General features: G+C 52.6%; 21 protein-coding genes and 3 pseudogenes. 13 read left to right on the top strand and 11 right to left on the bottom strand.

Annotated elements, in window-relative coordinates; all coding sequences use genetic code 11:
- Positions 1-138: 138 nt before the first annotated feature.
- The 5 genes and pseudogenes from glpA to ACUU1M_RS02845 form a co-directional block, all read left to right on the top strand.
- Positions 139-1,767, top strand: a complete 1,629-nt coding sequence (gene glpA, locus ACUU1M_RS02865) for an anaerobic glycerol-3-phosphate dehydrogenase subunit A (protein ID WP_000857257.1) — start codon at positions 139-141, stop codon at positions 1,765-1,767.
- The gene (glpB, locus tag ACUU1M_RS02860) at positions 1,757-3,016 is read left to right on the top strand and encodes a glycerol-3-phosphate dehydrogenase subunit GlpB (protein WP_001209897.1); all 1,260 of its coding nucleotides are present in this window, start codon (positions 1,757-1,759) and stop codon (positions 3,014-3,016) included. Before glpA ends, glpB begins: the two co-directional genes overlap by 11 nt.
- Positions 3,013-4,203, top strand: a complete 1,191-nt coding sequence (gene glpC, locus ACUU1M_RS02855) for an anaerobic glycerol-3-phosphate dehydrogenase subunit GlpC (RefSeq protein WP_134799659.1) — start codon at positions 3,013-3,015, stop codon at positions 4,201-4,203. Before glpB ends, glpC begins: the two co-directional genes overlap by 4 nt.
- 192 nt (positions 4,204-4,395) lie before the next feature.
- Positions 4,396-5,295 (top strand): ISNCY family transposase, encoded by a 900-nt coding sequence (locus ACUU1M_RS02850; protein ID WP_000140526.1) that lies wholly within the window; start codon positions 4,396-4,398, stop codon positions 5,293-5,295.
- A gap of 3 nt (positions 5,296-5,298) precedes the next feature.
- A pseudogene (locus ACUU1M_RS02845) lies at positions 5,299-5,535 on the top strand (hypothetical protein); the annotation flags it as partial.
- 40 nt (positions 5,536-5,575) lie between these two features.
- Here the strand turns inward: ACUU1M_RS02845 and ACUU1M_RS02840 are convergent.
- The 3 genes and pseudogenes from ACUU1M_RS02840 to ACUU1M_RS02830 all read right to left on the bottom strand — a co-directional run.
- Positions 5,576-6,037: pseudogene (locus tag ACUU1M_RS02840) on the bottom strand (aldolase/citrate lyase family protein); the annotation flags it as partial.
- Positions 6,038-6,100: 63 nt separating this feature from the next.
- Positions 6,101-7,303: a nicotinamide mononucleotide deamidase-related protein YfaY gene (locus ACUU1M_RS02835; protein WP_000921659.1), complete on the bottom strand. Its 1,203-nt coding sequence runs from the start codon at positions 7,301-7,303 to the stop codon at positions 6,101-6,103.
- 86 nt (positions 7,304-7,389) lie between these two features.
- Entirely contained in the window at positions 7,390-7,932 is a 543-nt protein-coding gene (locus tag ACUU1M_RS02830; RefSeq protein ID WP_000717009.1) for a YfaZ family outer membrane protein, read from the bottom strand.
- Positions 7,933-8,210: 278 nt separating this feature from the next.
- Between ACUU1M_RS02830 and nudI the strand changes: the two genes are divergently transcribed.
- Positions 8,211-8,636 (top strand): nucleoside triphosphatase NudI, encoded by a 426-nt coding sequence (gene nudI, locus ACUU1M_RS02825; RefSeq protein WP_152028872.1) that lies wholly within the window; start codon positions 8,211-8,213, stop codon positions 8,634-8,636.
- A 38-nt stretch (positions 8,637-8,674) separates the two neighbouring features.
- Here nudI and ais read toward each other — a convergent pair whose 3' ends face one another.
- Entirely contained in the window at positions 8,675-9,277 is a 603-nt protein-coding gene (ais, locus tag ACUU1M_RS02820) for a lipopolysaccharide core heptose(II)-phosphate phosphatase Ais (protein WP_005075977.1), read from the bottom strand.
- Between the two features lie 307 nt (positions 9,278-9,584).
- Between ais and arnB the strand changes: the two genes are divergently transcribed.
- Genes arnB through arnF form a run of 7 tightly spaced genes read left to right on the top strand, consistent with a single transcriptional unit; the run spans position 9,585 to position 16,935 of the window.
- Positions 9,585-10,724, top strand: a complete 1,140-nt coding sequence (arnB, locus tag ACUU1M_RS02815; RefSeq protein WP_001379974.1) for a UDP-4-amino-4-deoxy-L-arabinose aminotransferase — start codon at positions 9,585-9,587, stop codon at positions 10,722-10,724.
- A gap of 3 nt (positions 10,725-10,727) precedes the next feature.
- Entirely contained in the window at positions 10,728-11,696 is a 969-nt protein-coding gene (arnC, locus tag ACUU1M_RS02810; RefSeq protein ID WP_000461657.1) for an undecaprenyl-phosphate 4-deoxy-4-formamido-L-arabinose transferase, read from the top strand.
- Positions 11,696-13,678 (top strand): bifunctional UDP-4-amino-4-deoxy-L-arabinose formyltransferase/UDP-glucuronic acid oxidase ArnA, encoded by a 1,983-nt coding sequence (arnA, locus tag ACUU1M_RS02805; RefSeq protein WP_000860241.1) that lies wholly within the window; start codon positions 11,696-11,698, stop codon positions 13,676-13,678. The genes arnC and arnA overlap by 1 nt, the downstream gene beginning before the upstream one ends.
- Entirely contained in the window at positions 13,675-14,565 is an 891-nt protein-coding gene (gene arnD / locus ACUU1M_RS02800) for a 4-deoxy-4-formamido-L-arabinose-phosphoundecaprenol deformylase (protein ID WP_000169734.1), read from the top strand. The genes arnA and arnD overlap by 4 nt, the downstream gene beginning before the upstream one ends.
- Positions 14,565-16,217: a lipid IV(A) 4-amino-4-deoxy-L-arabinosyltransferase gene (arnT, locus tag ACUU1M_RS02795; protein ID WP_000844005.1), complete on the top strand. Its 1,653-nt coding sequence runs from the start codon at positions 14,565-14,567 to the stop codon at positions 16,215-16,217. Before arnD ends, arnT begins: the two co-directional genes overlap by 1 nt.
- Complete coding sequence (arnE, locus tag ACUU1M_RS02790; protein WP_000638031.1) at positions 16,214-16,549, top strand: 4-amino-4-deoxy-L-arabinose-phosphoundecaprenol flippase subunit ArnE; 336 nt, start codon at positions 16,214-16,216, stop codon at positions 16,547-16,549. The genes arnT and arnE overlap by 4 nt, the downstream gene beginning before the upstream one ends.
- A complete protein-coding gene (gene arnF / locus ACUU1M_RS02785; RefSeq protein WP_000523005.1) occupies positions 16,549-16,935 on the top strand; it encodes a 4-amino-4-deoxy-L-arabinose-phosphoundecaprenol flippase subunit ArnF in 387 nt (128 codons plus the stop codon). The genes arnE and arnF overlap by 1 nt, the downstream gene beginning before the upstream one ends.
- Here the strand turns inward: arnF and pmrD are convergent.
- The 7 genes and pseudogenes from pmrD to menF form a co-directional block, all read right to left on the bottom strand.
- A pseudogene (gene pmrD, locus ACUU1M_RS02780) lies at positions 16,929-17,196 on the bottom strand (signal transduction protein PmrD). The gene arnF and the pseudogene pmrD sit on opposite strands and share 7 nt — an antisense overlap.
- A gap of 109 nt (positions 17,197-17,305) precedes the next feature.
- Complete coding sequence (gene menE / locus ACUU1M_RS02775; protein ID WP_000577603.1) at positions 17,306-18,661, bottom strand: o-succinylbenzoate--CoA ligase; 1,356 nt, start codon at positions 18,659-18,661, stop codon at positions 17,306-17,308.
- Positions 18,658-19,620 (bottom strand): o-succinylbenzoate synthase, encoded by a 963-nt coding sequence (gene menC, locus ACUU1M_RS02770; protein WP_001255583.1) that lies wholly within the window; start codon positions 19,618-19,620, stop codon positions 18,658-18,660. Before menC ends, menE begins: the two co-directional genes overlap by 4 nt.
- The gene (gene menB, locus ACUU1M_RS02765; protein ID WP_000640007.1) at positions 19,620-20,477 is read right to left on the bottom strand and encodes a 1,4-dihydroxy-2-naphthoyl-CoA synthase; all 858 of its coding nucleotides are present in this window, start codon (positions 20,475-20,477) and stop codon (positions 19,620-19,622) included. The genes menC and menB overlap by 1 nt, the downstream gene beginning before the upstream one ends.
- Before the next feature lie 14 nt (positions 20,478-20,491).
- A complete protein-coding gene (gene menH, locus ACUU1M_RS02760) occupies positions 20,492-21,250 on the bottom strand; it encodes a 2-succinyl-6-hydroxy-2,4-cyclohexadiene-1-carboxylate synthase (RefSeq protein WP_000600518.1) in 759 nt (252 codons plus the stop codon).
- Positions 21,247-22,917 carry a 2-succinyl-5-enolpyruvyl-6-hydroxy-3-cyclohexene-1-carboxylic-acid synthase gene (gene menD, locus ACUU1M_RS02755; RefSeq protein ID WP_005075990.1) on the bottom strand — a complete coding sequence of 557 codons (1,671 nt, stop codon included), beginning with the start codon at positions 22,915-22,917 and terminating at the stop codon, positions 21,247-21,249. Before menD ends, menH begins: the two co-directional genes overlap by 4 nt.
- 88 nt (positions 22,918-23,005) lie before the next feature.
- Positions 23,006-24,301: an isochorismate synthase MenF gene (gene menF / locus ACUU1M_RS02750; RefSeq protein WP_001191398.1), complete on the bottom strand. Its 1,296-nt coding sequence runs from the start codon at positions 24,299-24,301 to the stop codon at positions 23,006-23,008.
- Positions 24,302-24,375 lie beyond the last annotated feature (74 nt).

Raw genomic sequence — 24,375 nt, 5'->3', positions numbered from 1 at the left:
AATAAGATTTACAGAATGTTCAAAATGACGCATGAAATCACGTTTCACTTTCGAATTATGAGCGAATATGCGCGAAATCAAACAATTCATGTTTTTACTATGGCTAAATGGTAAAAAACGAACTTCAGAGGGATAACAATGAAAACTCGCGACTCGCAATCAAGTGACGTGATTATCATTGGCGGCGGCGCAACGGGAGCCGGGATTGCCCGCGACTGTGCCCTGCGCGGGCTGCGCGTGATTTTGGTTGAGCGCCACGACATCGCAACCGGTGCCACCGGGCGTAACCACGGCCTGCTGCACAGCGGTGCGCGCTATGCAGTAACCGATGCGGAATCGGCCCGCGAATGCATTAGTGAAAACCAGATCCTGAAACGCATTGCACGTCACTGCGTTGAACCAACCAACGGCCTGTTTATCACCCTGCCGGAAGATGACCTCTCATTCCAGGCCACTTTTATTCGCGCCTGCGAAGAAGCAGGGATCAGCGCAGAAGCTATAGACCCGCAGCAAGCGCGCATTATCGAACCTGCCGTTAACCCGGCACTGATTGGCGCGGTGAAAGTTCCGGATGGCACCGTTGATCCATTTCGTCTGACCGCAGCAAACATGCTGGATGCCAAAGAACACGGTGCCGTTATCCTTACCGCTCATGAAGTCACGGGGCTGATTCGTGAAGGCGCGACGGTGTGCGGTGTTCGTGTACGTAACCATCTCACCGGCGAAACTCAGGCCCTTCATGCACCTGTCGTGGTTAATGCCGCTGGGATCTGGGGGCAACACATTGCCGAATATGCCGATCTGCGCATTCGCATGTTCCCGGCGAAAGGATCGCTGCTGATCATGGATCACCGCATTAACCAGCATGTGATCAACCGCTGCCGTAAACCTTCCGACGCCGATATTCTGGTGCCTGGCGATACCATTTCGCTGATTGGTACCACCTCTTTACGTATTGATTACAACGAGATTGACGATAATCGAGTGACGGCAGAAGAGGTTGATATTCTGCTGCGTGAAGGGGAAAAACTGGCCCCCGTGATGGCGAAAACGCGCATTTTGCGGGCCTATTCTGGCGTGCGCCCGCTGGTTGCCAGCGATGACGACCCGAGCGGACGTAACGTCAGCCGTGGCATCGTGCTGCTCGACCATGCTGAACGCGATGGTCTGGACGGATTTATCACCATCACCGGTGGCAAACTGATGACCTATCGGCTGATGGCTGAATGGGCTACCGACGCGGTATGCCGCAAACTGGGCAACACGCGCCCCTGTACGACTGCCGATCTGGCACTGCCTGGTTCACAAGAACCCGCTGAAGTTACCTTGCGTAAAGTCATCTCCCTGCCTGCCCCGCTGCGCGGTTCTGCGGTTTATCGTCATGGCGATCGCACGCCTGCCTGGCTGAGCGAAGGCCGTCTGCACCGTAGCCTGGTATGTGAGTGCGAAGCGGTAACTGCGGGTGAAGTGCAGTACGCGGTAGAAAATTTAAACGTTAATAGCCTGCTGGATTTACGCCGTCGTACCCGTGTGGGGATGGGCACCTGCCAGGGCGAACTCTGCGCCTGCCGCGCTGCCGGACTGCTGCAACGGTTTAACGTCACGACGTCCGCGCAATCTATCGAGCAACTTTCCACCTTCCTTAACGAACGCTGGAAAGGCGTGCAACCCATCGCCTGGGGAGACGCACTGCGCGAAAGCGAATTTACCCGCTGGGTTTATCAGGGACTGTGTGGTCTGGAGAAGGAGCAGAAAGATGCGCTTTGATACTGTCATTATGGGCGGCGGCCTCGCCGGATTACTCTGTGGCCTGCAACTGCAAAAACACGGCCTGCGCTGTGCCATTGTCACGCGTGGTCAAAGCGCGTTGCATTTCTCATCCGGTTCGCTGGATTTGCTGAGCCATCTGCCAGATGGTCAACCCGTGGCAGACATTCACAGTGGACTGGAATCTTTGCGTCAGCAGGCACCTGCACATCCTTACTCTCTTCTCGGGCCACAACGCGTGCTCGATCTCGCTTGCCAGGCGCAGGCATTAATCGCTGAAAGCGGTGCGCAATTGCAGGGCAGCGTAGAACTGGCTCACCAGCGGATTACGCCGCTCGGCACTTTGCGTGCAACCTGGTTAAGTTCGCCAGAAGTTCCCGTCTGGCCGCTACCCGCGAAGAAGATATGTGTAGTGGGGATAAGCGGGCTGATGGATTTCCAGGCGCATCTTGCGGCGGCTTCGTTGCGCGAACTGGATCTTTCGGTTGAAACCGCAGAAATAGAGCTGCCGGAACTGGATGTCCTGCGCAATAACGCCACCGAATTTCGCGCGGTGAATATCGCCCGTTTCCTTGATAATGAAGAAAACTGGCCGCTGTTACTTGATGCGCTTATTCCTGTCGCCAATACCTGCGAAATGATCCTGATGCCCGCCTGCTTCGGCCTGGCCGATGACAAACTGTGGCGTTGGTTGAATGAAAAACTACCTTGTTCACTGATGCTTTTGCCAACGCTGCCGCCTTCCGTGCTGGGCATTCGTCTGCAAAACCAGTTACAGCGCCAGTTTGTGCGCCAGGGTGGCGTGTGGATGCCGGGCGATGAAGTGAAAAAAGTGACCTGTAAAAATGGCGTAGTGAATGAAATCTGGACCCGCAATCACGCCGATATTCCGCTACGTCCACGTTTCGCGGTTCTCGCCAGCGGCAGTTTCTTTAGTGGCGGACTGGTAGCGGAACGTAACGGCATTCGCGAGCCGATTCTCGGCCTTGATGTGCTACAAACCGCCACGCGGGGTGAATGGTATAAGGGCGATTTTTTTGCGCCGCAACCGTGGCAGCAGTTCGGTGTAACCACTGATGAGACGCTACGCCCGTCGCAGGCAGGGCAAACCATTGAGAACCTGTTTGCCATCGGTTCGGTGCTGGGCGGATTTGATCCCATCGCCCAGGGATGCGGCGGCGGTGTTTGTGCCGTCAGTGCTTTACATGCCGCTCAACAGATTGCCCAACGCGCAGGAGGCCAACAATGAACGACACCAGCTTCGAAAACTGCATTAAGTGCACCGTCTGCACCACCGCCTGCCCGGTGAGCCGGGTGAATCCCGGTTATCCAGGGCCAAAACAAGCCGGGCCGGATGGCGAGCGTCTGCGTTTGAAAGATGGCGCACTGTATGACGAGGCGCTGAAATATTGCATCAACTGCAAACGTTGTGAAGTCGCCTGCCCGTCCGATGTGAAGATTGGCGATATTATCCAGCGCGCGCGGGCGAAATATGACACCACGCGCCCGTCGCTGCGTAATTTTGTGTTGAGTCATACCGACCTGATGGGTAGCGTTTCCACGCCGTTCGCACCAATCGTCAACACCGCTACCTCGCTGAAACCGGTGCGGCAGCTGCTTGATGCGGCGTTAAAAATCGATCATCGTCGCACGCTACCGAAATACTCCTTCGGCACGTTCCGTCGCTGGTATCGCAGCATAGCGGCTCAGCAAGCACAATATAAAGACCAGGTCGCTTTCTTTCACGGCTGCTTCGTTAACTACAACCATCCGCAGTTAGGTAAAGATTTAATTAAAGTGCTCAACGCAATGGGTACCGGTGTACAACTGCTCAGCAAAGAAAAATGCTGCGGCGTACCGCTAATCGCCAACGGCTTTACCGATAAAGCACGCAAACAGGCAATTACGAATGTAGAGTCGATCCGCGAAGCTGTGGGAGTAAAAGGCATTCCGGTGATTGCCACCTCCTCAACCTGTACATTTGCCCTGCGCGACGAATACCCGGAAGTGCTGAATGTCGACAACAAAGGCTTGCGCGATCATATCGAACTGGCAACCCGCTGGCTGTGGCGCAAGCTGGACGAAGGCAAAACGTTACCGCTGAAACCGCTGCCGCTGAAAGTGGTTTATCACACTCCGTGCCATATGGAAAAAATGGGCTGGACGCTCTACACCCTGGAGCTGTTGCGTAACATCCCGGGGCTTGAGTTAACGGTGCTGGATTCCCAGTGCTGCGGTATTGCGGGTACTTACGGTTTCAAAAAAGAGAACTACCCCACCTCACAAGCCATCGGCGCACCACTGTTCCGCCAGATAGAAGAAAGCGGCGCAGATCTGGTGGTCACCGACTGCGAAACCTGTAAATGGCAGATTGAGATGTCCACAAGTCTTCGCTGCGAATATCCGATTACGCTACTGGCCCAGGCGCTGGCTTAAACTCCCTTCTGATGCCCGGTAAGCATGTGGTTACCGGGCATTTTTGCGTACACGATTCCGTGCCCAATGTATGCGTTGCAACGCAGTGAAAATTCCTCTAAAAACGTCTCGCAAAGGCTGAAACTGGCAGATGTCAAAGGCCTGGGATAACCGTAATGTCGCGTCATCATAAATATCAGGTGACGGACAACCATGACCGAATCAACAACCTCCTCCCCGCATGATGCGGTATTTAAAACCTTTATATTCACACCCGAAACCGCACGGGATTTTCTCGAAATACATTTACCAGAACCACTGCGCAAGCTTTGCAACCTGCAAACCTTACGCCTGGAACCCACTAGTTTTATTGAAAAAAGTTTACGCGCTTACTACTCGGATGTTTTGTGGTCCGTGGAAACCAGCGACGGTGACGGCTATATCTACTGCGTGATTGAACATCAAAGCTCTGCAGAAAAGAATATGGCTTTTCGGCCAATGCGCTATGCCACTGCCGCCATGCAGCGTCACCTAGATAAAGGCTATGACAGAGTTCCGCTGGTGGTGCCATTGCTGTTTTATCATGGCGAAACATCGCCCTACCCGTACTCACTTAACTGGCTGGATGAGTTTGACGATCCGCAACTTGCCCGGCAGTTGTACACCGAAGCTTTTCCGTTGGTGGATATCACCATCGTACCTGACGATGAGATCATGCAACATCGGCGTATAGCTCTGCTGGAACTGATTCAAAAGCATATTCGCGACCACGATTTAATCGGCATGGTCGACAGGATCACCACGCTTTTGGTTAGAGGCTTCACTAATGACAGCCAGCTACAAACACTGTTTAATTATCTGCTGCAATGCGGCGATACCTCCCGTTTCACCCGTTTTATTCAGGAGATTGCCGAACGTTCACCACTACAAAAGGAGAGATTAATGACTATTGCTGAACGGCTACGGCAGGAAGGGCATCAAATTGGCTGGCAGGAAGGTATGCATGAACAAGCCATTAAAATTGCCTTGCGCATGCTGGAGCAGGGCTTTGAACGTGAGATTGTGCTGGCGGCAACCCAACTCACTGATGCTGATATTCCGAACTGTTATTAAAAGGAGAGGGAGAGATTGATGACTATTGCTGAACGGCTACGGCAGGAAGGACATCAAATTGGCTGGCAAGAAGGTAAATTAGTAGGTTTGCAGCAAGGTAAATTAGAAGGTTTGCAGGAAGGTATGCATGAACAAGCCATTAAAATTGCTTTGCGCATGCTGGAACAGGGCATTGATCGTGACCAGGTGCTCGCGGCCACCCAGCTAAGCGAAGCCGATCTGGCAGCGAATAACCACTAATTAGCACAGGCCCACAGCCGCTCCCCATGGGCCTTTGATATCAATAACTACCTTTTATGCGTGGCCCATTTTTGCCTGATTTAAACATCGCCAGTCGTTGATCCAGGGCATCGCTGTAGAGCATCGTGTCAACGCCAACAGCGACAAAGTTCGCTCCCCACGCCAGGCATTGCTGCGCCATATCAGGAGCCACAGCCAGAAAACCAGCCGCTTTACCCGCAGCACGGATCCGCCGAATGCTGGTTTCAATAATTCGCTGCACTTCCGGGTGCCCGGCGTTATCCGGGTAGCCCAACGACGCAGAAAGATCCGCTGGTCCAATAAACACGCCATCAATCCCTTCGACGTCGAGGATCTCGTCCAGGTTATCCAGTGCCGTTTTACTTTCCACCTGCACTAACAGACAAAGCGAATCGTTGACTTGCGCCATGTAATTCTCAATGCGTCCCCAGCGCGCAGCCCGTGCCACACTGGCCCCAACACCACGCTCACCGTAGGGAGGGTTGGACAAATTTTGCCGGAGGGGGAATGTGCCGGTGCAGTAAACCGGCACAGAGTGACGAAATCAGACGGATAAAGTCATGGACTCAACAACCTCAATCCAGCCATGCTCACTAGCGATGTCCTGGCCGTTTAACCAACGGCGTAGCATATTCAGTGCCATCATTGCGCACACTTCCTGACGGATAGCCAGGCTGTAGCGTGTAGTGCTGAAACGCACACGCAGAGCGAAAGTGCCGTCTGGCGTGGCTAGCGCAAAGTTGAGATGCTCGTTCTCGAAACCCGAAACAGCCAGTGCCAGCCCGGCAAAATGGTTGGCCCGCCGTTCTGTAATCCAGTGCGCAGTTTGCGCCAGGGTTTCTTCCTGTGAAGGAATCACTTCACACGCCAGCAATGGAGCACCTGCGCGAGAAAGTTGCAAAGCCAATAAACCACCGGTGAATTGCTCGCTCAACGTCAGGCTGAACTGGCGGTTTTGCAATTCGCGACTGATCTGCGCGAGCAGTCCTTCGGTGCCTTCGAAAATCACGCTCTGTCCGGCAACACGTTTAACGTCCAGCCACAGTTTTTCCATCGCCTGTTGCTCGCTTGCCGGTCCGGTGAGTTTCAGTTCGATGATCGGCATTGAGGAGCGATAGCCCATTGTTACGCCCGGCGGCAGTTGTAGAGTGTCCAGGCTTTGTGCCAGATCGCTTTCCGAACGACCAAAGGTAGTTAAACGCAGACAAACCGGCGGCTGTGGTAAAGAAAAACGCTCGCGCAGGCGCGGCAGGATTTCGTGCTCGACCATCACCTTAAATTCTGACGGTACGCCGGGAGTAAAGAACATCAGGCAACGATTAAGCTGCACGGCAAAACCACAGGCGGTGCCTACCGGGTTATTGATAAATTCAGCACTGGCAGGCAGCTCCGCTTGTTTACGGTTGCTCGGTGCCATTACTCGTCCACGTTCGTGGAAATAGCGTTCCATCTCTTTGAGCCAGGCTTCATGCAGCACCAGGCCTTCACCTTTTGCTGTCGCAGCGGCGAGTGCGCTTAAATCATCGCTGGTCGGTCCCAGCCCGCCGTTAACGATCAGCACATCGGCGTGCTGACTACGTTCGCGAAGAATGGTGACTAAGTCATCAAGGTTATCCCCCACCGTATTGCGGCGAGATAATGGCAGCCCCTGATGAAAGAAAAAATCGGCCAGCCAGGCAGCGTTAGTGTCAACGATTTGCCCGTATAACACTTCATCCCCGGTGGATAGCATTTCCACTTTTAACATGGTTATCTCCTGCTTTTGTTATCGAATCACTATAACGCAAAGGGAGATAAGGCGTAGTAAGAAACTGAATGCCGCGCCGGAAGGGATCAGAAACTGGCGTTAACCCCAACATACGGGCCGTCAGCCACGGCGTTGTCGCGGTTACCGTCTTTACCCGACAGATTCAGGTAGCGATAACCCGCCTCAATACTGACTGGACGCATAATGGTGTAACGCGCGCCAGCATTCGCTTCCTCATAACTTTGAATACCGCTGGAGAGCGAATCCGGAGAGTAGTAATACTCGCCAAACAAACGGAAGCTGTTGCCAATTTTCCACTGCAAGCCACCTCCTACCGCTGCGGCATAACCTTCATCGCCGTAATTCGGGTTGGTGTACACGCCTTTTCCGCCAACGGTCGCCATTAACGGCCCGAGAGGCAGATTCAACCCCAGCCCCACGCCCGCGACGTCACCGTCGTCGTCGTTATGTGTCCAGTTACCGCTTAAAGCCAAGCCCGTCGATTCAGTCCCAAAACCGACACCAATATTGGTGTATTCTTTACCCGCCTGGCCGCTGATGCTCATTGCATTGACCGATGCAGAAACCAACAGCATTCCGGCCAGACCTGCTAGCGCAATTTTTTTCATTATCCCCTTTCCCACAAGCAATTAATCAAAATTCCCAAAGCTGCGGGATTGTACTGCCTGGCACAGAGGATTCAATGAGCGAAAAAAGGGATCTAGTCACTTATTGTAACTAAATACTTCTTAAATAATTAAACGCCGAAAAAATAAACACACTTTACCGATACACACAAAAATAATAATAAGTGCAGTTATCATTGCAAAAGAGATTACTGTCACTTTCACATATTTCTGAGTTACCGTATTCTCATGGTTTCTTTTTATTTATAAGGAATACCCCTGTGCGACAACGGACTATTGTATGCCCTTTGATTCAAAATGATGGTGCTTATTTGCTGTGCAAAATGGCCGACGATCGCGGCGTTTTCCCCGGTCAATGGGCGCTTTCGGGTGGCGGCGTGGAGTCTGGCGAACGAATTGAAGAGGCACTACGCCGCGAAATTCGCGAAGAACTGGGAGAACAGCTGCTTTTGACAGAAATCACGCCGTGGACCTTCAGCGATGATATTCGCACCAAGACATATGCAGATGGTCGCAAGGAAGAGATTTATATGATTTACCTGATTTTTGACTGCGTTTCTGCCAACCGAGAAGTGAAAATAAACGAAGAGTTTCAGGACTACGCGTGGGTAAAAACTGAAGATCTGGTGCATTATGATTTAAATGTTGCCACCCGAAAAACGTTACGTTTGAAAGGTCTTCTTTAACAATGATGACAGCCATCACTGGCTGTCAGATTGAAAATTTAGTGGTTAACGAATTCCCCATCCAGATAAACTTTGCCTTTTTCCACATGCATGACTAAACCATCCAGATAATCAGGTTTAAATATCGCATCACGCTTATTTTTAGCAATATATGTCAGGTAATGATTATGGGTGAAAATAACGATATTTTTATCAGGCGCTTTGCTTTGTAAGTCCTTAATTGCACTATAAATCTCATTACCGCACTGAAGAAGTCGTTTATCTACCGTCAGCTTTTTACCCGCGGAAAACCAGGTCGCCGACTGAATGGTCCGGACGGTATTACTGGAATAAAGATCGAAATCAGGGATGTCAGCGCTAAAAGCGTTGCCTAGTTCACGGGCATCCTGGGTACCTTTAACCGTAATACCTGTTTTATCTGACAAGCATTGATTGGTTGAACGATCGCAACGTTCAGCATGGCGAAACAAAACGACAACCGGGTGCTGCTGTGCCAGTCTGGCCAATGTTTTATTGTCGATACGTGGCAAACCATTGCTACTCCAGGCGGCATGAGTACCCAGTCCGGCAATTGCAGCGAGCGCCAGTAAAATGATGAAATATTTTTTTGACTTCAATGATGAGCGGCAAAAAGCTAACACGTAAACTCCACCTATAGACAAGCGCAACCAGACAATTACCGTGAAATTGAGCGACATTTCTGGCGATAATTAGCAGTTGGTGTAATATTAAAAATCCTACGATGTCGGCAAAATGCCTCAAATTTTTGCCAAATGCAAAGCCTAAATAAGAAAAAATATAAAAATTTCAATATTTACGTCTAATATTAGTTTCTTAAGGTTAAGTTAATATTCTATCCTTAAAATTTCGCTCCAAATGGCAAAATATACACAACACTCTTTATAGCAAATATAAGTGGACAGGTATTCAATGGCGGAAGGAAAAGCAATGTCAGAATTTTTGCCTTTTTCGCGACCAGCAATGGGCGTGGAGGAACTCGCTGCAGTTAAAGAGGTTCTCGAATCCGGTTGGATCACAACCGGTCCGAAGAATCAGGCGCTTGAGCAAGCCTTTTGCCAGTTGACGGGAAATCAGCATGCCATCGCGGTCAGTTCAGCCACCGCCGGAATGCATATCACGCTAATGGCGTTGGAAATTGGCAAGGGCGATGAAGTGATTACGCCTTCCCTGACCTGGGTTTCAACTCTCAATATGATTTCCTTGCTGGGTGCAACGCCGGTAATGGTGGATGTCGACCGCGATACGCTGATGGTCACGCCTGAAGCGATCGAATCAGCCATTACGCCACGCACTAAAGCCATCATTCCGGTGCATTATGCCGGTGCGCCAGCAGATATTGACGCCATTCGCGCCATTGGCGAACGTTACGGCATCGCAGTTATCGAAGATGCTGCCCATGCCGTCGGTACGTATTACAAAGGGCGACATATTGGCGCAAAAGGTACCGCTATTTTTTCATTTCATGCCATTAAAAATATTACCTGTGCTGAAGGTGGCCTGATTGTAACTGATAATGAAAACCTTGCCCGCCAGCTACGGATGCTGAAATTTCACGGTCTGGGTGTCGATGCCTATGACAGACAAACCTGGGGCCGTGCACCGCAGGCTGAAGTCTTAACACCGGGCTATAAGTACAATCTGACCGATATTAACGCCGCGATTGCCCTGACACAGTTAGTCAAATTAGAGCACCTCAACACCCGTCGGCGCGAAATTGCCCAGCAATATCAGCAAGCACTGGCAGCTCTCCCCTTTCAGCCATTAAGCCTTCCCGCCTGGCCGCACGTTCACGCCTGGCATCTGTTTATTATTCGTGTCGATGAACAACGTTGTGGTATCAGTCGCGATGCGTTGATGGAAGCGTTAAAAGAAAGAGGCATTGGTACCGGGTTACATTTCCGCGCCGCTCACACACAAAAATATTATCGCGAGCGTTTTCCCACGCTGTCGTTACCGAATACCGAATGGAATAGCGAACGCATCTGTTCGTTGCCGCTGTTCCCGGATATGACTACCGCCGATGCCGACCGCGTCATCACAGCCCTTCAGCAACTCGCAGGACAATAAGCCATGTTTGAAATCCACCCTGTTAAGAAAGTCTCGGTGGTTATTCCCGTTTATAACGAGCAGGAAAGCTTACCGGAATTAATCAGGCGCACCACCACAGCCTGTGAATCGTTGGGGAAAGAGTATGAGATCCTGCTGATTGATGACGGCAGTAGCGATAATTCCGCGCATATGCTGGTCGAAGCCTCACAAGCGGAGAACAGCCATATTGTGTCTATTTTGCTTAACCGCAATTACGGGCAACATTCAGCGATTATGGCGGGATTCAGTCACGTTACTGGCGACTTAATTATTACCCTTGATGCCGATCTCCAGAATCCGCCAGAAGAAATCCCCCGCCTGGTGGCAAAAGCCGATGAAGGTTACGACGTGGTAGGGACTGTACGCCAGAACCGCCAGGACAGCTGGTTTCGTAAAACAGCTTCGAAGATGATTAACCGGCTTATTCAGCGCACCACTGGCAAAGCGATGGGTGACTACGGTTGTATGCTGCGCGCCTATCGCCGTCATATTGTCGATGCGATGTTGCACTGCCATGAACGCAGCACCTTTATCCCGATTCTGGCGAATATCTTCGCCCGCCGTGCAATTGAAATTCCAGTACATCATGCCGAGCGTGAGTTTGGTGAATCCAAATACAGTTTTATGCGCCTGATTAATTTGATGTACGACCTAGTGACCTGCCTTACCACAACGCCGCTACGTATGCTGAGTCTGCTCGGCAGCATTATTGCGATTGGAGGTTTTAGCATTGCGGTGCTGCTGGTGATTTTACGCCTGACCTTCGGACCACAATGGGCGGCAGAAGGCGTCTTTATGCTATTTGCCGTGCTGTTTACTTTTATTGGCGCTCAGTTTATCGGCATGGGATTACTCGGTGAATATATCGGCAGGATCTACACCGATGTCCGCGCCCGCCCCCGCTATTTTGTTCAGCAAGTTATCCGTCCATCCAGCAAGGAAAATGAATAATGAAAACCGTCGTTTTTGCCTACCACGATATGGGATGCCTCGGTATTGAAGCTCTGCTGGCTGCCGGTTACGAAATTAGCGCCATTTTTACCCATACCGATAATCCCGGTGAAAAAGCCTTTTATGGTTCGGTGGCTCATCTGGCGGCGGAAAGAGACATTCCGGTTTATGCGCCGGATAACGTTAATCATCCGCTGTGGGTGGAACGCATTGCCCAACTGTCACCAGAGGTGATTTTCTCTTTTTATTATCGCTATCTTATTTGCGACGAGATTTTGCAGCTCGCTCCCGCAGGTGCATTTAATCTGCACGGTTCGCTGTTACCAAAATATCGTGGTCGCGCGCCGCTGAACTGGGTGCTGGTGAACGGTGAAACGGAAACGGGCGTTACATTGCACCGAATGGTAAAACGTGCCGATGCTGGGGCCATTGTGGCGCAACTGCGCGTTGCCATTGCGCCAGACGATATCGCTATTACGCTGCATCATAAATTGTGCCATGCCGCGCGCCAGCTACTGGAACAGACATTACCCGCCATTAAACACGGTAATATTCTGGAAATCGCCCAGCGCGAAAACGAAGCCACCTGTTTTGGTCGCAGAACGCCGGATGACAGTTTCCTTGAATGGCATAAACCGGCATCCGTACTGCACAACATGGTACGTGCCGTTGCCGATCCGTGGCCGGGTGCCTTCAGCTATGTTGGCAATCAGAAATTCACCGTCTGGTCGTCGCGTGTTCATCCTCATGCCAGCAAAGCACAGCCGGGGAGCGTGATTTCTGTTGCGCCACTGCTGATTGCCTGTGGCGATGGCGCGCTGGAAATCGTCACCGGACAGGCGGGCGACGGCATTACTATGCAGGGCTCGCAATTAGCGCAGATGCTGGGCCTGGTGCAAGGTTCACGCTTGAATAGCCAGCCTGCCTGCACCGCCCGACGCCGTACCCGGGTACTCATCCTCGGGGTGAATGGCTTTATTGGCAACCATCTGACAGAACGCCTGCTGCGCGAAGATCATTATGAAGTTTACGGTCTGGATATTGGCAGCGATGCGATAAGCCGTTTTCTGAATCATCCACATTTTCACTTTGTCGAAGGCGATATCAGTATTCATTCCGAATGGATTGAGTATCACGTCAAAAAATGTGATGTCGTCTTGCCGCTGGTGGCGATAGCCACGCCGATTGAATATACCCGCAACCCGCTGCGCGTATTTGAACTCGATTTTGAAGAGAATCTGCGCATTATCCGCTACTGCGTTAAGTACCGTAAGCGAATCATCTTCCCGTCAACTTCAGAAGTTTATGGGATGTGTAGCGATAAATACTTCGATGAGGACCATTCTAATTTAATCGTCGGCCCGGTGAATAAACCACGCTGGATTTATTCGGTGTCAAAACAATTACTTGATCGGGTGATCTGGGCCTATGGCGAAAAAGAGGGTTTACAGTTCACCCTCTTCCGCCCGTTTAACTGGATGGGACCACGACTGGATAACCTTAATGCAGCGCGAATTGGCAGCTCCCGCGCTATTACGCAACTCATTCTCAATCTGGTAGAAGGTTCACCAATTAAGCTAATTGATGGCGGAAAACAAAAACGCTGCTTTACTGATATCCGGGACGGTATCGAGGCGTTGTACCGCATTATCGAAAATGCGGGAAATCGCTGCGACGGCGAAATTATCAACATTGGCAATCCTGAGAACGAAGCGAGCATTGAGGAACTGGGCGAGATGCTGCTGGCGAGCTTCGAAAAACATCCGCTGCGCCATCATTTCCCACCGTTTGCGGGCTTTCGCGTTGTCGAAAGTAGCAGCTACTACGGCAAAGGATATCAGGACGTAGAGCATCGTAAACCGAGCATCCGCAATGCCCACCGCTGCCTGGACTGGGAGCCGAAAATTGATATGCAGGAAACCATCGACGAAACGCTGGATTTCTTCCTGCGCACCGTTGATCTTACGGATAAACCATCATGACCAAAGTAGGCTTACGCATTGATGTCGATACCTTTCGTGGCACCCGTGAAGGCGTGCCGCGTCTGCTGGAAATCTTGAGTAAGCATAATATTCAGGCCAGCATTTTTTTCAGCGTCGGCCCGGACAATATGGGCCGCCATCTCTGGCGACTAGTGAAGCCACAGTTTTTGTGGAAGATGCTGCGCTCAAACGCGGCATCGCTTTATGGCTGGGATATTTTACTGGCAGGTACGGCCTGGCCAGGTAAAGAGATTGGTCATGCCAATGCCGATATCATTCGTGAAGCGGCTAAACATCACGAAGTCGGTCTGCACGCCTGGGATCACCATGCCTGGCAAGCCCGTAGCGGTAACTGGGATCGGCAAACAATGATCGACGATATTGCACGCGGTCTTCGCACTCTGGAAGAGATTATCGGTCAACCGGTAACCTGTTCTGCCGCTGCGGGCTGGCGTGCCGACCAGAAGGTGATCGAAGCAAAAGAAGCGTTCCATTTGCGCTACAACAGCGATTGTCGTGGGGCCATGCCGTTCCGTCCACTGCTCGAATCAGGAAACCCTAGCACTGCGCAAATTCCGGTGACCTTACCCACCTGGGATGAAGTGATTGGTCGGGATGTGAAAGCAGAAGATTTTAACGGTTGGTTACTCAACCGCATCCTGCGAGATAAAGGCACGCCGGTTTATACCATTCATGCAGAAGTTGAAGGCTGCGCTTATCAGCATAATTTTGTGGATCTCCTCAAACGCGCAGCTCAGGAAGGCGTGACATTTTGCCCTTTAAGCGAACTGTTATCAGAGACGTTGCCGCTCGGACAAGTTGTTCGCGGAAATATTGCCGGACGTGAAGGCTGGCTGGGTTGCCAACAAATTGCGGGTAGTCGCTGATGAAATCGGTACGTTACCTTATCGGCATCTTCGCGTTTATTGCCTGCTATTACCTGTTACCGATCAGCACGCGTCTGCTCTGGCAACCCGATGAAACGCGTTATGCGGAAATCAGTCGAGAAATGCTGGCATCCGGCGACTGGATTGTGCCCCATCTGTTAGGGCTACGTTATTTCGAAAAACCCATTGCCGGATACTGGATTAACAGCATTGGGCAATGGCTATTTGGCGCGAATAACTTTGGTGTGCGGGCAGGCGTTATCTTTGCGACCCTGTTAACTGCCGTGCTGGTGACCTGGTTTACTCTGCGCTTATGGCGCGATAAACGTCTGGCTCTACTCGCCACAGTAATTTATCTCTCATTGTTTATTGTCTATGCCATCGGCACTTATGCCGTGCTCGATCCGTTTATTGCATTCTGGCTGGTGGCGGGAATGTGCAGCTTCTGGCTGGCAATGCAGGCACAGACGTGGAAAGGCAAAAGCGCAGGATTTTTACTGCTGGGAATCACCTGCGGCATGGGGGTGATGACCAAAGGTTTTCTCGCCCTTGCCGTGCCGGTATTAAGCGTGCTGCCATGGGTAGCGACGCAAAAACGCTGGAAAGATCTCTTTATTTACGGCTGGCTGGCGGTTATCAGTTGCGTACTGACGGTTCTCCCCTGGGGACTGGCGATAGCGCAGCGGGAGCCTGACTTCTGGCACTATTTTTTCTGGGTTGAGCATATTCAACGCTTTGCACTAGATGATGCCCAACATAGAGCTCCGTTCTGGTACTACGTGCCGGTCATCATTGCCGGTAGCCTGCCGTGGCTGGGATTACTCCCCGGTGCACTGTACACAGGCTGGAAAAACCGCAAGCATTCCGCAACCGTCTATTTGTTGAGCTGGACGATAATGCCGCTGCTGTTTTTCTCCGTCGCTAAAGGCAAATTGCCCACCTATATTCTTTCTTGCTTTGCACCTCTGGCAATGCTGTTGGCGCATTACGCTTTGCTGGCAGCAAAAAATAATCCTCTGGCGCTGCGGATTAATGGCTGGATTAACATCGCTTTTGGCGTCACTGGCATTATTGCCACATTTGTGATCTCCCCCTGGGGACCAATGAACACGCCGGTGTGGCAAACCTTCGAGAGCTATAAAGTCTTTTGTGCCTGGTCGATTTTTTCGCTATGGGCATTTTTCGGCTGGTACACCTTAACAAACGTCGAAAAGACCTGGTCTTTCGCCGCGCTTTGCCCGCTGGGGCTGGCGTTGCTGGTAGGATTTTCAATTCCTGACAGAGTCATGGAAGGAAAACATCCGCAATTTTTTGTCGAGATGACACAAGAATCACTTCAGCCAAGCCGCTATATTCTTACTGATAGCGTCGGTGTTGCCGCAGGTCTGGCATGGAGCCTGCAACGCGATGACATCATCATGTATCGCCAGACAGGTGAGTTGAAATACGGCCTTAATTATCCGGATGCGAAAGGGAGATTTGTCAGCGGTGATGAGTTCGCAAACTGGCTTAATCAACATCGTCAGGAGGGGATTATTACACTCGTGCTTTCGGTTGACCGCGATGAAGATATCAACAGTCTCGCCATTCCGCCCGCAGATGCCATCGTTCGTCAGGAACGTCTGGTGCTGATTCAGTATCGTCCCAAATGATCTGGCTAACATTAGTCTTTGCCAGCTTGCTTAGCGTTGCCGGGCAGTTGTGTCAGAAACAGGCAACCTGCTTTGTGGCGATAAACAAACGGCGCAAACATATCGTGCTGTGGCTGGGACTGGCGCTGGCTTGTCTTGGTCTTGCCATGGTGCTCTGGCTGCTGGTCTTGCAGAACGTACCGGTAGGCATTGCCTACCCGATGTTAAGTCTGAATTTTGTCTGGGTGACGCTGGCTGCAGTAAAACTGTGGCACGAACCGGTATCGCCGCGTCACTGGTGTGGGGTGGCGTTCATTATTGGTGGCATTGTGATCCTCGGGAGTACGGTGTAATGGGCCTGATATGGGGATTATTCAGCGTCATTATTGCCTCAGTTGCGCAATTAAGCCTGGGTTTTGCGGCAAGTCATCTGCCGCCGATGACGCACTTATGGGATTTTATCGCGGCTCTGTTAGCTTTTGGCCTGGATGCCCGGATACTGTTACTCGGGCTGCTGGGTTATCTGCTTTCCGTTTTTTGTTGGTATAAAACGCTACATAAACTTGCGCTAAGCAAAGCCTATGCCTTGCTCAGTATGAGTTATGTGCTGGTATGGATTGCTTCAATGGTACTTCCCGGCTGGGAAGGGACTTTTTCGCTGAAAGCACTACTGGGAGTAGCCTGTATTATGAGCGGGTTGATGCTGATTTTCCTGCCCACGACAAAACAACGTTACTGAGTTTTCCCTGCCGCTGTACACTGCCGTTCCCACTCATCGGGGCTATAACTGCTTGCCGAGAGGACTTTCACCGTATGCAGCTTTTCACGATTAATACAATAAAGCGCATTCTGCAAAGGCGAGAGTAAATCCCCCACTTTCACGGCGAAGTCACTCTTCACTTCGGCGATCATTTTTATCGCGCCGCCAGCATCGCAGAGCATAAGTACATGTCTGTTATCTTGTTTATTGCAGCACGATTTTTTGTGCCAGCCATTCCATTGCATTATCCTGTTTGCTAAGAGTTTTCACATCAATTTACAGATTAACAGATAAACTCTTTATCAACGGCAATGGAATGGCAGAAATGAGAAGTGAAACGGAGGGTTAATTATTGCTGACGTTGCACCCACTCTTTTAGCGCCTGACGTGAAATTTTAATACCGCCGTTTTTCAGCTCCGGCGGTAAAGTCAGCCAGCGCACCGGTTGTTGAAAACGAGCCAGCTTATCTTTCACCCATTCGCCAAGATCAACGGTTTGCTGGTCATACTCCACCACCGCTACCGGCCGATGACCAAACTCCTTGTCGGCAACGGGAACGATAAACACCTGCAAAACCGCAGGATGTGCAGCAATAACACGCTCGACTTCTTCCGGCTGAATACCCTCACCGCCACTGAAGAACAGATTGTCTAAACGTCCGACAATGGTCAGCTTGCCATTATGCATCTCACCGCGATCGCGCGTAGCGTACCAGCCTTCGTCATTAACCAGTGAAACCAGTTGCCCGTTACGCCAGTAACCTTCTGCCATACTGGCAGCCCGCAGCCACACTTCATTATTAACGATTTTCACTTCCCGACCCGGCAGCGGCAAACCAACGTCTGCCAGGCCGTCGGCTTCTTTCGCACATACCGTGGAGGCAAACTCGGTCAGACCATAGCCGCAAAAGCAACGAATCCCCTGCTCGCGCGCCTGTTCCGTCAACTCGACCGGGATAGCCGCGCCGCCAAGTAACACCGCTTTCAGGAAAACGGAACTGCGGTTAACCGGCAAACGCCAGAGTTGTGTTGGCACCAGTGAAGCGTGAGTACAGCCTGCCAGCATTTGCTCCAATGGCTGTTTATCACGCACCGTCATCCGCGCACCAGCGTATAACCAGCGCCACATAATTCCCTGACCGGAGACGTGAAACAGCGGTAAAGAGAGCAACCAGTCATCGTGATCGCCAAACGGAATCAGCGATAACACACCTTGCGCACTGGCAAGATGGGCCTGATAAGTATGGACAGCGGCTTTCGGCAAACCGGTAGAACCCGAGGTCAACGTCATTGAGCACAGACGCGTCGGCTGCCACGCAGCGGCATGTACGCCTTCAACCAGCTGAATGTGCAGCGACGTTAATGCCGGAAACGTGTTTTCCCCATCCGGCACCAGCGCAAATTGCAGCGTCAGATTGGGCAGCAATTCTTCAAGCAACGGTTGCGGCAGCTGAGGGTTCACGGGCAACACCCGCGCCCCGCATTGCAGTAACGCCAGCCAGGCGAGCAGCGTTTGCGGCGTATTCCACGCCCGCAACATCACGCCGCTGCCCTCAACCACACCCTGCGCCGCAAAGCCCGTAGCTAACTCATCGACGCGAGCACAAAGCTCGCGCCAGTTGAGTTGCTCGTCATTAAGACGTAAGGCGATGGCTTCTCCTCGCACTTGCCGCCAGTGACGCCACGGCCAGTCAGAGAAGATCATAACAACTGCTCCAGTACATCAGCGTCCACTAACGGCAGTGGGCTCCCCGGCCAGCGACGAACCTGCTGCGCCTGCATCAGATCCAGCGTGTCCAGTCCCGGAATGGTGTCTGGCGTTAACCAGGCAGCAATCCGCGCCAGTTGCGTTAGACCTAAGCTCGACTCAATGGAAGAACTGATCACCGCCGTCAGCCCCAGCGCATGCGCCGCCTGTACCTGCTCGCGTACTTTTTCCAGACTGCCCGTGAGCGTGGGTTTGATAACTACCGCGCGCACGCCCTCTTCAGCCACAAAGGCAAAATCCGGCTCGCGCAGGCTTTCATCCCAGGCAATGGCAATGCCGGTTTCACGGGCAAACGCTCGCGAATCATCGCGGGTTTTGCACGGCTCTTCGAGAAACGCGATGCGGTGGCGATAATCCGGGTTAACATATTTGGCAAACTGCTGACCTTTCAGCGGTGTCCAGGCGCGATTTGCGTCAAGACGCAAATGCAGATCCGGAATTGCCTCCAGCAACAGATTCACCACCATGCCGTCGCGCACCGCTTCGTACAATCCCACTTTGACCTTCGCCACTTTCTCGCCCGGCATATCGGCAAGTTTGAGGATCAGATCGTCCGGATCGCCATTACACAGCGGTGCCGCACGGTAGTTGGCTGCTTGCGGCAACGTATCTGTCAGTTCTGCCAATGCACAGCTTACGCCAAAGGCCACGGAAGGCATCTGCGGTAGCTCGCAATCGCCTGCCAGCCAGTTATTTACCCAGGCAAGCAGCACGCTTTGCGCCTCTTCCCAGTTTTCCTGGCTGAAGCCCGGCAGTGGGGAGATCTCCCCCCACCCTTCGCGCTCGCCCTCACGCAGGCAAACGTACAGCCCGTCGCGGGTTTTTAACCGCCTGTCGCGCAGAACCACCCCCGCGTCCATGGGGATCTGCCAGCGGTATACCTGCGCGCTACGCATTACGGATTCCGTTTAAATTTGCTGAAATCAGGCTGACGTTTCTGGTTGAAAGCGTTGCGACCTTCCTGACCTTCTTCCGTCATGTAGAACAGCATGGTGGCGTTGCCCGCCAGCTCCTGCAGCCCCGCCTGCCCGTCACAGTCGGCGTTCAGCGCAGCTTTCAGGCAGCGCAGCGCCATCGGGCTGTTTTGCAGCATTTCGCGGCACCAACGGACGGTTTCTTTTTCCAGATCCGCCAGCGGTACCACGGTGTTGACAAGGCCCATATCCAGCGCCTGTTTTGCGTCGTACTGACGGCACAGGAACCAGATTTCTCGCGCTTTTTTCTGCCCGACGATACGAGCCATGTAGGAAGCGCCCCAGCCGCCGTCGAAGGAACCGACTTTCGGGCCAGTCTGACCGAAGATGGCATTATCTGCTGCGATAGTCAGGTCGCACATCATGTGCAGAACGTGACCACCGCCGATGGAGTAGCCAGCCACCATCGCGACAACCGGTTTCGGACAGGTACGGATCTGACGCTGGAAGTCCAGCACGTTCAGGTGATGTACGCCGGAATCATCTTTATAGCCGCCGTAATCACCACGCACTTTCTGGTCACCACCGGAGCAGAACGCTTTATCGCCTGCGCCAGTCAGAATGATCACGCCGATATTGTCGTCATAACGCGCATCTGCCAGTGCCTGGATCATCTCTTTTACCGTCAGAGGACGGAAGGCATTGCGCACCTGCGGACGATTAATGGTGATTTTTGCGATACCGTCGGTGGATTTTTCATAACGAATGTCCTCGAAACCTTCGGAGCAGTCGTGCCATTCAACCGGTGCGTAAGGCATTGCTTCATCAGGATAAATCATATTGTGTCCTTTAGTCAGAAACGCAAGATCTGCGCCAGACTTGCGATTACGCCAGCGGGATTTTCCCGATGCGCGTTATGTCCGGCGCGAGGAATGACATGGCAGTCGGCAGCCAGTTCCGCCGCCAGGGCGCGGAATTTGCTGTCACGTTCACCACATAAATAATAAAACGCAAATGTGCGGGCGCTAAGGTTAGCACGTAAATCAGGCTGGACGGCGAGAGAAGTCGCCTCCAGCATGGCGGCAAGGGTTGCGCCATTATTGTTGCTGCGCAGCGCCACCAGCTCCCGGCGTTGATCGTCATTGAGCGAGGCAAAAACAGGCTGTTGATACCAGTCGGCAAATACCGCCGTTAACGGTTCTGTGCGAAAACGCTGCGCCCATTGGCGATCGGAACGCTGACGTTCCGCACGTTGTTCAGCATTTTGCAGCCCCGGATGCCCGCCTTCGACAATAACCCCACAAAGCCCCGCCAGCCCCTGGCAAGCCGCCATCATCGCCACCCGTCCGCCAAGCGAGTACCCCACCAGCCAGAAGTCAAGAATGTTGTAACTAACCAAGGTTTTACGCAGTAAGTTGGTGACATCATCAAATCCATCGACGCTAATCGCCGCCGAACCACCATGACCTGGGAGATCAACATACAACCGTGAGTAGTCGGCAAACGCCTCGCCCACTTCTTGCCATTCGTGGCAATCGCCGGAAAAACCGTGCAAAAACACCAGCCAGGGTAAACCTGGTTTTCCGTGTTTTGCCTGCGCGTGCAGGATCATAAATGGCTTACCTGCGCCAGAAGTTGCTGGAGCGTTTGCGCACCATCGGTGTCGTTAACCACCATTTCAATCACCGTGGTGGTTGGCGTGCGCCAGGCGTCGGCAAATGCCGTTTCAAGTTCCTGCCAGTTTTGCGGACGATGATATTTCAGCTCGAACATCGCGGCGGCGTGCTCAAAATGGACGTTTTGCGGCATCAAATAGAAACGCTCACGCTCGCTTTGCGGCGTTGGCAACAGCGAGAAAATTTGCCCGCCGTTGTTGTTCACCACAATTAATACCAGCGGCGCAGAAACCTGACGCAATAACGCCAGCGCGTTGAGATCGTAAAGTGCGGAGAGATCGCCCACAATCGCCAGCGTCGGTTTGCCGCTTGCCCGCTGAACGCCTGCGGCGGTCGAAAGCAGTCCGTCGATACCGCTGGCCCCTCGGTTGCTGTACACCGGGTAACCTGCCGGAAGTTGCGAAAGCGCATCAATCAGACGTACCACCAGGCTGTTACCAACAAACAATTGCCCCTGTTCAGGCAGATAGTCGCTGATGCGATGCGCCAGTTGCGCTTCGCCAAACGCATCACGGCGGGCAATAACCGCCTGCATTGCCTGTTCCGCCAGGCGCGGGATTTCAACGCACCAGGGCTGGCGTTTTTCTGCCGGATGCAGCTCCAGCCAGTCGGCAATATTGGCAATTAAGCGACGTCCGCGATGGTGTGCCGGATCAAGTCGCCCTTCAATGTCATCAACAATCCAGTACTCTTCTGGTTCACAGCTTGCCTGCCATTGCAGGAGCCGTTTCCCCGTCAGGCTGCTTCCCAGTTGCACCACAATTTGCGCCTGCTGCAGCTCGCTGGTCGCTTTGGCATTGCCTAACCAAAGATCGGCACACGGCAGCGGCTGCCCGGTTTGTGACAGCACATCGCCAATCAGCGGCCAGCCAAGAGTTTGCGCCCACAGGGCAACTTTTTTGCCCTCTTCCGCACTCATGCGCCCGGCAACCACCACGCCGCGCTTTTGTCGCCAGAAGAACCAGTCGCGCTGTTTTTCACTTTCCAGACGAGGCGCTTCACGCAGCCACGGTTTGTCGTCCTGCCACCAGTCACCCAGACGCTGTTGCCAGCTAAGCCCGGTATCGTCCATTTCGCCATACAGCGGTTCAGCAAACGGGCAGTTGATATGGACTCCCCCCGCATGAAGCGTACCGAGAGCGTGGTCGATGGTAGAAACCAGCCAACGTGCGGGGATATCCTGGGTCGGGCGCGGAAATGAAATACTGTGCGTGGGGTGAGAGGCGAACATTACCGGCTGGCGAATTGCCTGATTCGCGCCGCAGTCAATTAGCTCCGGCGGGCGATCGGCGGTTAAGAGAATCAGTTTTTCTCCGGTTAACCCGGCTTCAATCAGTGCCGGATAGAGATTTGCCACCGCCGTGCCGGAGGTCACAATCACCGCCACCGGCTGCTTGCTGACTTTCGCCAGCCCCAGCGCCAGATGCCCCAACCCACGCTCATCGAAATGGGTGTGGTGAATGAATGCGGAATTCTCCGCCGCCGCTAACGTTAACGGTGTAGAACGCGAGCCTGGGGCGATACAGATGTGTCTGACGCCGTGACGCGTTAATGCTTCCAGAATGACCGCCGCCCAGCGTCGGTTAAATGCGCTTACTGACATGAGTTTGTCCGGTATCAATATTGCGGCTAAGTATAAGGAGCTACAAAAATAGATTATTGATATGAATCGGTAATGATGCGACTCATTACTATTCCATTTGTAATAAAGTACGCAGCCCTGCCGCTTTGTTGTCGATTTCCTGCCACTCTTGCTCGGGGTCGGAACCACGGACAATGCCCGCGCCAGCATATAATCGCACGACATTGCCGCTAATTTTTGCTGAGCGCAGGGAAACGCAGAATTCGCTTTGTTGTAATGAGAGATAGCCCGCAGAACCGGCGTACCATTCTCGGGTGAACGGTTCGTGACGGGCGATAAACTGTCGCGCCAGATCGCGCGGTAAGCCAGCAACTGCTGCCGTTGGCTGCAACTGATGTAAACAGATCACATCATCCGCTTTGTTGAGTGAAGTCCAGATACAGCGGCGAAGATGCTGCACTTTACGCAGACGCAGTACCTGCGGCGGTAAAACATCCAGCGTCTGGGTATCGGCCTGTAATCGTTGGCAGATATCTTCCACCACCAGCATGTTCTCGCGCTGGTTTTTATCATCCGCCATCAGCCACTCTCCTAACTGCTGCGCCTGCTTATCATCAGGATGATTTGCTACTGTTCCCGCCAGCGCTTCAGTACGCAGCGCTTTGTCACGCCGCCGCCATAACCGTTCCGGTGAAGAGCCAAGAAAAGCATTTTCGCCATCAAAGGCCATGTAAAAATGGTAGCAATTCAGATTCAGTCGACGACTGGCAGCCATCATCGCCGCCGCGTTGACCGGACTTGCGAAATGCAGGTCAGTTGCCCGAGCGAGCACCACTTTGTCGAGCTCACCTTCGGCGATGGTTTTCGTTGCCAGTTCGATTAATTGCGTCCAGCCCGTTTTGTCCGGCCAGTGTTGTTCTCGCGTGGTGGTTAAATGTAACCCAGGCAAGGGCTTGATACTCACCAGTGTGGCGATAAATTCTTTTGCCTGAATCGCATCGTGCTGAAGGGAGCTTTCGCTGAATAGCGTCAGCCGCAGCGTGGCTTTACCGCCACAGCGTCGCCATTCCAGGCGGGGTAAAAGTAAATTGCCCTGCGACGGGTCAAAAGCATTCAGCCCCCAAATGCGTAAGTCGGCGTGTTCCGGGTGCTGGCGAAGAAAACGTTGTGCCTGGTCCAACGACGTAAAACGGGTAATCGCGCCCAGGACAGCAGCTTCTTCATCACCATTACGTTGTTGCCAGTAGAATTGCGGGTACGTTTGCTGACTGGCCAGCCAGCTCAAGGCATCAAAAGCGTCTTTGAGAGGGAAAGGAATATCGATAACCCGAATGCCGGGTGTCGCCGGAATCTCTTGCGACAAATGGCGCAGTAGATTTTCCAGCGCCGTAGTAAGTGATTGCACGCGGACCTCTCCCTGTTAAAAGCCTCACATTATACGGGGTACTACAAAAAAAATGCAGTACCCCGGTGTAGGGA

The sequence above is a fragment of the Shigella sp. SIG6 genome (assembly GCF_053555815.1).
The sequence above is the reverse complement of the archived record's forward strand: the minus strand, read 5'-3'. Positions and strand labels throughout refer to the sequence as shown.

Excerpts from the sequence above, each read along its gene's own strand:
- glpA (WP_000857257.1), top strand. The coding sequence starts at position 139 with ATGAAAACTCGCGACTCGCAATCAAGTGACGTGATTATCATTGGCGGC.
- glpB (WP_001209897.1), top strand. The coding sequence starts at position 1,757 with ATGCGCTTTGATACTGTCATTATGGGCGGCGGCCTCGCCGGATTACTC.
- glpC (WP_134799659.1), top strand. The coding sequence starts at position 3,013 with ATGAACGACACCAGCTTCGAAAACTGCATTAAGTGCACCGTCTGCACC.
- ACUU1M_RS02850 (WP_000140526.1), top strand. The coding sequence starts at position 4,396 with ATGACCGAATCAACAACCTCCTCCCCGCATGATGCGGTATTTAAAACC.
- ACUU1M_RS02835 (WP_000921659.1), bottom strand. The coding sequence starts at position 7,303 with ATGTTAAAAGTGGAAATGCTATCCACCGGGGATGAAGTGTTATACGGG.
- ACUU1M_RS02830 (WP_000717009.1), bottom strand. The coding sequence starts at position 7,932 with ATGAAAAAAATTGCGCTAGCAGGTCTGGCCGGAATGCTGTTGGTTTCT.
- arnB (WP_001379974.1), top strand. The coding sequence starts at position 9,585 with ATGTCAGAATTTTTGCCTTTTTCGCGACCAGCAATGGGCGTGGAGGAA.
- arnC (WP_000461657.1), top strand. The coding sequence starts at position 10,728 with ATGTTTGAAATCCACCCTGTTAAGAAAGTCTCGGTGGTTATTCCCGTT.
- arnA (WP_000860241.1), top strand. The coding sequence starts at position 11,696 with ATGAAAACCGTCGTTTTTGCCTACCACGATATGGGATGCCTCGGTATT.
- arnD (WP_000169734.1), top strand. The coding sequence starts at position 13,675 with ATGACCAAAGTAGGCTTACGCATTGATGTCGATACCTTTCGTGGCACC.
- arnT (WP_000844005.1), top strand. The coding sequence starts at position 14,565 with ATGAAATCGGTACGTTACCTTATCGGCATCTTCGCGTTTATTGCCTGC.
- arnE (WP_000638031.1), top strand. The coding sequence starts at position 16,214 with ATGATCTGGCTAACATTAGTCTTTGCCAGCTTGCTTAGCGTTGCCGGG.
- arnF (WP_000523005.1), top strand. The coding sequence starts at position 16,549 with ATGGGCCTGATATGGGGATTATTCAGCGTCATTATTGCCTCAGTTGCG.
- menE (WP_000577603.1), bottom strand. The coding sequence starts at position 18,661 with ATGATCTTCTCTGACTGGCCGTGGCGTCACTGGCGGCAAGTGCGAGGA.
- menC (WP_001255583.1), bottom strand. The coding sequence starts at position 19,620 with ATGCGTAGCGCGCAGGTATACCGCTGGCAGATCCCCATGGACGCGGGG.
- menB (WP_000640007.1), bottom strand. The coding sequence starts at position 20,477 with ATGATTTATCCTGATGAAGCAATGCCTTACGCACCGGTTGAATGGCAC.
- menH (WP_000600518.1), bottom strand. The coding sequence starts at position 21,250 with ATGATCCTGCACGCGCAGGCAAAACACGGAAAACCAGGTTTACCCTGG.
- menD (WP_005075990.1), bottom strand. The coding sequence starts at position 22,917 with ATGTCAGTAAGCGCATTTAACCGACGCTGGGCGGCGGTCATTCTGGAA.